Origin of the sequence: Yoonia sp. (assembly GCF_017854415.1) — a bacterium.
Lineage (GTDB): Bacteria > Pseudomonadota > Alphaproteobacteria > Rhodobacterales > Rhodobacteraceae > Yoonia.
In genome coordinates, this window is sequence record NZ_JAFMHR010000030.1 from 16589 (window position 1) to 24142 (window position 7554).

The 7554-nt window shown below is 53.6% G+C and carries 6 protein-coding genes; 3 read left to right on the plus strand and 3 right to left on the minus strand.

Annotated elements, in window-relative coordinates; genetic code table 11:
* Positions 1–176 precede the first annotated feature (176 nt).
* The 3 genes from QZ197_RS05405 to QZ197_RS05415 all read right to left on the minus strand — a co-directional run bounded on the left by QZ197_RS05405 (position 177) and on the right by QZ197_RS05415 (position 3929).
* The gene (locus QZ197_RS05405; protein ID WP_296430840.1) at positions 177–1331 is read right to left on the minus strand and encodes a carbohydrate ABC transporter permease; all 1155 of its coding nucleotides are present in this window, start codon (positions 1329–1331) and stop codon (positions 177–179) included.
* Complete coding sequence (locus tag QZ197_RS05410) at positions 1331–2557, minus strand: sugar ABC transporter permease (protein WP_272146397.1); 1227 nt, start codon at positions 2555–2557, stop codon at positions 1331–1333. The genes QZ197_RS05405 and QZ197_RS05410 overlap by 1 nt, the downstream gene beginning before the upstream one ends.
* Positions 2558–2642: 85 nt before the next feature.
* On the minus strand, positions 2643–3929 hold the full coding sequence (locus QZ197_RS05415; protein WP_296430844.1) for an ABC transporter substrate-binding protein: 1287 nt from the start codon (positions 3927–3929) through the stop codon (positions 2643–2645).
* A gap of 280 nt (positions 3930–4209) precedes the next feature.
* On the opposite strand from QZ197_RS05415, the gene QZ197_RS05420 reads away from it, so the two are divergent.
* The 3 genes from QZ197_RS05420 to QZ197_RS05430 all read left to right on the plus strand — a co-directional run.
* A complete protein-coding gene (locus tag QZ197_RS05420) occupies positions 4210–5241 on the plus strand; it encodes a substrate-binding domain-containing protein (protein ID WP_272146401.1) in 1032 nt (343 codons plus the stop codon).
* A 1-nt stretch (position 5242) separates the two neighbouring features.
* Positions 5243–6565 (plus strand): GH1 family beta-glucosidase, encoded by a 1323-nt coding sequence (locus QZ197_RS05425; RefSeq protein WP_296430845.1) that lies wholly within the window; start codon positions 5243–5245, stop codon positions 6563–6565.
* Between the two features lie 8 nt (positions 6566–6573).
* Positions 6574–7554, plus strand: a 981-nt coding sequence (locus QZ197_RS05430) for an ROK family protein (RefSeq protein WP_296430847.1), incomplete at its 3' end; no start/stop codon positions are given.

Sequence of the window (7554 nt, forward strand, 5' to 3'; positions counted from 1 at the left end):
CGCGGATAGATCTGATAGATCACGGCACCACGCCACCAATCTTTGTCCGTTGCCATTTCAGTGTTGGTCGCAAGTGCCGTCGTCATAGGGTCGTTCCTGTCATTGTGCAGCATTGGCCTCGGCCAAGAAACTGCGCGTGGAGTGGTGTTGCCCCGGAAAAACCGGGGCGACATTTCTTATTTTACGGAGCCAGCCAGCAAGCCGCGCACAAGGTATTTCTGCATCGCAAAGAATACGACCAAAGGCACCGAAATCGACACGAATGCAGCCGTCGCCAAGATCTCCCAATTGCCGCCTCTTGTGCCCAAAAGTTCGACGATCTGGTTGGTCATAACGGTGGTTTGACCCGTCGCATCGATCAAGAACACCTTCGCCACCAGCAAGTCGTTCCAAGTCCACAAGAACTGGAAGATCGCGAATGACGCCAATGCAGGGAACGACAACGGTAAGATAATCTTGGTGAAAATCTGGAAATCTGTCGCGCCGTCGACCTTTGCATTTTCGATAATATCGCGCGGCAAGCCGACCATATAATTTCGCAACAGATAAATCGCGAGCGGAAGGCCAAAGCCGGTATGGGCCAGCCATACACCCAAATAGCCCTTTCCGATTCCTATGCCCAAATGCAGCCGCAACAGCGGAATAAGGGCCAGTTGCAGCGGTACAACAAGCAATCCAACAACCAGCGCGATCAAGATTGACCGCCCAGGGAAGTCCATCCAAGCCAGCGCGTAAGCCGCGAAAGCCGCAATCACAATTGGGATGATCGTCGCGGGGATTGTCACGGTCAGCGTGTTAAAGAAGGCTTTGGCCATGCTGTCCGTCGTGTTCCCGTCCACCAGCACAGTTCGGTAGTTGTCAGTCGTAAACTCTGGCGGGGTTTCAGCCGTGGCAAAGACGCGTTGGCCCCTGCCCGACAATTCAGATGCACCGGTCCAGACGTATGATCCATCGACCTGCACGGTGATGCTTTCGCCCTCGCCCAGATCCGCTGTATCGCCGGGACCAAAGCTATCGATTGCGCGTGACGACACGCCCCAAACGCTGATCACGGCCTCTGATGTGTCGCCAAATACATTACCTTCAACTGTGTACAGACCGTTCACCAGCTGCTGAACACCATCTTCATCGGGATCAACGGTGCGCAAGCTGACATTCTGTTCCGTTGGGAACAGCGACTGCCACCAGCCATTGCTGCTGATCTGGTCAGTGGTCCGGAACGATGACACCAACAGACCGACCGTCGGGAACAGCCACAACATCACCAGCAATACCACGGATATATTCACGGCCCATGACAGGGACGATTTGCTTCCAACCATACCGTCCATTAGCGCATCTCCTTACGGGCATTATAAACATTCCAGACAAGGATCGGACTGACGAGCAGCATGATCACCATCGCACTGGCAGAACCCACACCCCAATCGTTGGCGCGGAATAATTTGTCGTACATGAAGTTCGCAAGAACCTGCGTTTCCCATTGACCGTTGGTCATCGCAAACACGATGTCAAAGACCTTGAGCACAACAAGCGTGATGGTCGTCCAGACCACGACAATGGTACCCGAAATCTGCGGCATCTTGATCTTGAAGAACACTTGGAACGGGTTCGCACCATCGACGATAGCGGCTTCAATCGTTTCCTCTGGAATACCGCGCAACGCAGCAGACAGGATCACCATCGCAAAACCAGTTTGAATCCAGATCAGAACAATCATCAACAAGAACGAGTTCCATCCCGGGATCGTCAACCACTGCTGCGGCACACCGTAAGGATATGTTTTCGTGAAGGCCCCAAGTGCCAGCGCAAGTGTGCTATAAGCAATCCAAACCAGCACCGCGATGAACACGCCGCGCACCAGAAGGATAAACGCTGTTCCGCGTTTCTCCATCGCAGTGGTGACCTGTGAATAGGCAACATAAAGGGCAGCGGCAGCGGCAGAAATCATCAACAAACCGGGCAAAAGCCGCAAGATCAGGAATGATCCAATCCCGCCCTCAAATTGCAGCCAGACCGCGTTCATCACACCAATCTGGCTTTGATCAACAGGGCGTGTGTCGTAGATCAGCTTGAAAATAACAGCCGCACCGACGAAGGAAATCGCCATCGGCATAAAGATCAGGGATTTGGCAAAAGAGCCCCACCAGATGCGGTCGGTCAATTGGGCTGCCAACAGACCAAAAGCGGTCGATGCGGCGGGCACAATCAATAGCCAAAGCATGTTGTTTTTCAGAGCTTCCCAGAACTTGGGATCATCGGCCATTTGGCGGTAATTCGCGAGGCCCACAAACGCCCCCCCCTGATCGCGGTCCGTGACTGAATACCACAGCGTCGCAAAGACGGGATATGCAAGGTAGAGACCCAAGGCAAACATCGCAGGGAAAAGAAATAGCCAAGGGCGGATTTGGTTGGCGCGGTTGATATTATGACCGGCCTTGGGCCCTTTGGCAGGGTACAGCACTTTGTCGAGAAACTGGTTGGAAAAATAGAAGTAACCGATACAACCACCGACACCGATGATGATCGTCAGAAGTCCCTGAAATGCAGGATTCATAGTCCTCTCCCCCTAGGCTATGTTTTTATGGGGGATGACCCGACGCATTCGCCGGATCATCCCAATTCTTAGCAAGCATTACCGCTTACTTGATTGCGTCCCAGGAGTTCTGGATACCAGAAGCGACGTCAGCCGCAGCTGCGCCACCGGCATAGTCAACCATACCTGTCCAGAACGCACCGGCACCAATTGCGCCCGGCATCAGGTCAGAACCGTCGAAACGGAAGGTCGTCGCACCCAGCAGAACTTCGTTCAGGCCACGTGATGTGTCATCAACAAATTTCGCAGGATCAACACCAGTGTGTGGTGTCAGGAAGCCGCCGTAAGACATCCAGATTTCATGCGCAGCAGGCTGACGCAGGAATTCGATCAGCTCTTGAACGCCATCACCAGGGTTCGTGATCGCAAAGAGAGTACCGGCACCCAGAACTGGGGAACCAAGGTCTTTGCCTTCATAAGCAGGGAAGTAGAAGAAATCGACGTCTTCACCAACCGATGTGCCTTCTGGGAAGAAGGCCGGAATGAACGAAGCCTGACGGTGCATGTAGCACTGTGGCGGGCTAGAGAACATGCCCTTTGGGCTGTCACGGAAGTCTGTCGTTGCAACTGCACCAGCGCCACCAGCGACATATGCGTCGTTACGTGCAAATGCGCCGAACTCTTCGATAGCAGCTACAATTTCTGGTGCGTCAAACGGCAATTCGTTTGAAACCCATGCGTCATAAACCTCTGGTGGCTGTGTGCGCAGCAGCATGTCTTCGACCCAGTCAGTTGCGGGCCAACCTGTGGCCGCACCGGAACCCAGACCGATACACCAAGGTGTTTCGCCATCTGCAACGATTTGATCTGTCAGGGTCTTGAGGTCTTCCATGGTCGTTGGAATCTCGTAACCTGCATCTTCAAAGTTCTCTGGGCTGTACCAAACAAGAGACTTCAGATCGACGCGGAAGAACATACCGTACAGTTCATCATTGCCGTTCTCGTCTGCGTATGTGCCCAGATCTACCCAAGACTGACCCGCTGCATAGTTTTCACGGATCCAGTCAGCTGAATCGTCCTGCAAAGGTGTCAGGAAACCGCGTGATGCAAGGTCTGCCGCCAAACCGGGCTGTGGAAACACCGAGATGTTCGCCGCTGAACCAGCTTCGGCATCGATGATGACCTGCTGCTCAAAGCTGTCAGAACCGACATAGCTTACTTCAGCGCCAGTTTGCTCTTCGAACAGGTCAAAGATTTCGTTTACGATTTCGGCTTCAGGGCTAAGCCATGTGCCTGAAACAGTGATTTGCACGCCGTCCAAATGGCCGCCTGCGTGGGCGCCACCTGCCGTCAGTGCAACCGCTGCCGCTGTGGCTAACAGTTTCGTTTTCATTGAATTTCCTCCCAATCGCACCAAGGTGATGCGTGACTTCTTTTGCACGCGAGCGTGCGTTCACTCCCAGTTAGCGCAATTGGAATCAATTCCAAAGCGCTTTGGATTTTTATAGCATCTTAGAACTCATCCTCCCTGTCAACAGAGCATTGTTAGCGCTAATTTAATGGTTGGAATCTTTATAAATCATGATACTGAAACGATTACGCTGCCACTTTGGCTCAACCATTTTGGGCACACACCTTTACACTTAAAGCGCTTTGAACGCACAGTTGTCGCTATGAACCTTAAAGAACTTTCGCAGATTCTGGGATTAAGTCAAACCACGGTGAGCCGTGCGCTAAATGGCTATCCAGAGGTCAGCACACGTACAAGACAGCGCGTTCAAGATGCCGCACGCACCCACAACTATACCCCCAGCACACGTGCCAAAGGTCTTGCCACCGGCAAGGCGCTGGCGATTGGCCATGTGATCCCCGTTTCCAGCAAACATGAAATGGTAAACCCCATTTTTGGCGACTTTATCGCTGGCGCAGGCGAGGCTTACGCCAAAGAAGGCTATGAAATGGTCCTGTCGATCGTCGCGGACGCAGATGAAGAACAAGTTTACCAAGGGCTGAAATCACGCCGCGCCGTTGACGGCGTCATTGTGCATGGCCCCCGCATGGACGATGCACGCATCCCGTTTCTTCATGATATCGGCCTGCCTTTCGCGGTGCACGGACGGGCATCAGGTTGCAAGTTACCTTATGCATGGCTTGACGTGAACAACCGGCGTTCGTTTGAACGGGCAACAGATTTCTTGTTCGATCTGGGTCATCGCCGCATTGCGTTAATCAATGGTCTAGAGGATATGGATTTTGCCCATAGACGGCGCGATGGCTATAGTGCGTCGTTGCAGTCTCATCAGATCGCTGTCGACCCGTCCATCATGCGCTCTGGCGAAATGACCGAAATATTCGGCTATCATTCCACCCGCGAAATGCTGGAATGTCCGGACGCACCAACCGCAGTACTATGTTCGTCGTTGATCAGCGCGCTTGGCGTACGCCGCGCCATCGAAGAACGCGGGTTGGTCATGGGCAAAGACGTGTCGGTCGTGACCCACGACGACGTCTTGTCATATCTACAAAACGGCGGCGATGAGCCGATTTTCACAGCAACACGGTCATCGGTTCGCGAGGCAGGTCGCCGCTTGGCCCAGATGCTGCTTGCGACGATCGCCGATCCGTTGATGCCTTTGCCAAACGAATTGCTCGAGGCTGAATTGATGTTGGGGTCGTCAACCGGCCCTGCCCCCAGAAAGGACTAAAATGGATTTCAAACGCTCTGATTTCCCGCAAGATTTCATCTTTGGGGCAGCTACGGCTGCATATCAAATCGAAGGCCACAAATTTGGCGGCGCAGGCCCGACCCACTGGGATACGTTCGCTGCAGGACCTGGCAATGTTGTGCGCGCCGAAAATGGCGATTTAGCTTGCGATCACTATCACCGCTACGGTGAAGACCTTGATCTGCTTAAAAATGCAGGCATGGATGCTTACCGTTTTTCAACGTCTTGGGCGCGGGTCATGCCCGATGGGCGCACCCCCAATCCAGAGGGGCTTGATTATTACGACAGGCTGGTTGACGCGATGCTGGAACGTGGTCTGCAGCCCTTTCAAACGCTTTATCATTGGGAATTACCATCTGCGTTGGCTGACAAAGGTGGCTGGCAAAACCGTGATACCTGTGCGCTTTTCGGTGATTTCACGGATGTGATTACCGACCGGATTGGCGACCGGGTGACGTCCATCGCGACGGTCAACGAACCTTGGTGTGTGGCGTATCTTTCGCACTTTTTGGGGCATCATGCGCCGGGCTTGCGCGATATTCGGGCAACGGCACGCGCAATGCATCACATTAATCTGGCGCATGGGGTGGCGATGACACGTTTGCGCGCCAAAGGGATGGACAACTGTGGTGTCGTCCTCAACTTCGATCACACCGAACCCGCAGATGACAGCGCACAGGCCGCATCTGCTGCCGCCACATGGGACGCGATAATGAACCGCTGGTTCGTCGAAGCGATCACAAAAGGCAGCTACCCCGCAGAGGCACTTGCCGGTTTTGAAGCCCATATGCCAGACAACTGGCAAGACGACATGGCAGAGATTAGTCAGGAAATCGATTTTCTGGGCGTAAACTACTACACCCGCCACAAGGTTACGACCGATACGAATGCCGTCTGGCCGCATATCCAATCAGACGAAGGTCCCGGCGACAAAACGCAGATGGGCTGGGAGATTTACCCAGATGGACTGCACAGTTTTTTGACCCGTTTGGCGCAGGATTATGTTGGCGACCTCCCAATTTATGTGACTGAAAACGGTATGGCGTGGGATGATAAAATCGAAAACGGCGCGGTCTTTGACCCCGTGCGGATGAAGTTCGTGTCCGATCATATCATGGCTGCCAAACGCGCGATTGCTGATGGTGCAAACGTAAAGGGCTTCTTTTACTGGTCACTTCTGGACAACTACGAATGGGCTTTTGGATATGAAAAACGTTTTGGCATGATCCACGTCGATTTTGAAACCTTGAAGCGCACGCCAAAAGCATCTTATCACGCGCTCAAATCTGCAATCGCGCGCTGAGGAACATTATGACACATCCAAAAAATACCTATGCGCTCGTCGCCGATATCGGCGGCACAAACACGCGAGTCGCACTTGCTGACGGCCGCCAAGTCATCCAAAATACGATCCGCCGCTATCGAAATACCGCGTTTCCGGGCCTCGAATCGGTGCTGCGTCGCTATGTCGAAGACGAAGGCGATGTTGATCCGGTCGCATCATGCGTGGCTGTTGCAGGTCCCGTCCGCGATGGGTCCGCCACGATGACGAACCTTGACTGGACGATCGACAAAGAAACGCTCGCGCGGGCAACCGGAGCAAAAACAGTTGCAATCCTAAATGATTTGCAAGCGCAGGGTCACGCGCTTGGACATATTGATCCTGCTAATGTGCGGACGATCCTTGAAGGCCCCGACAGCAATCCGAATGCGGCAAAACTCGTTATTGGTGTTGGTACAGGGTTTAACGCTGCACCGGTTTTTGATCTGGAACATGGCCGTGTTGTTACGCCATCTGAAAGCGGACACGCAAACCTTCCGATCCGAAACGAGATGGAGCTGCGCCTGTGCCAGTTTGTCTCAACTGCGCATGGTTTCCCGGCTGTCGAAGATGTTCTTTCTGGTCGCGGTCTCGAACGTGTTTATGCGTTCTTGGGAAAAGAAGCCGATGATCCCCGCGAGGCGGCAGCCCAAGATATTATGTCCGCTTGCGCAGACGGAAGCGATCCACGCGCCGCAGATGCCGCACGTCTATTTACGCGGATTTTGGGTACCGTTTGCGGCAACCTATCCCTTATTCAACTTCCCTTTGGTGGCGTCTATTTGGCTGGCGGCGTGGCCCGCGCCTTTGCGCCGCACCTAAATGCGTTTGGTTTTGGTGACGCGTTTCGTGACAAAGGCAGGTTTGCCGGCTTCATGAGCAATTTTGCGGTCCATGTTATCGAAGATGACTATGCCGCACTGACCGGATCGGCCGCTCATCTTGTTTCTCTTGGTGCAACTGACGCGCGT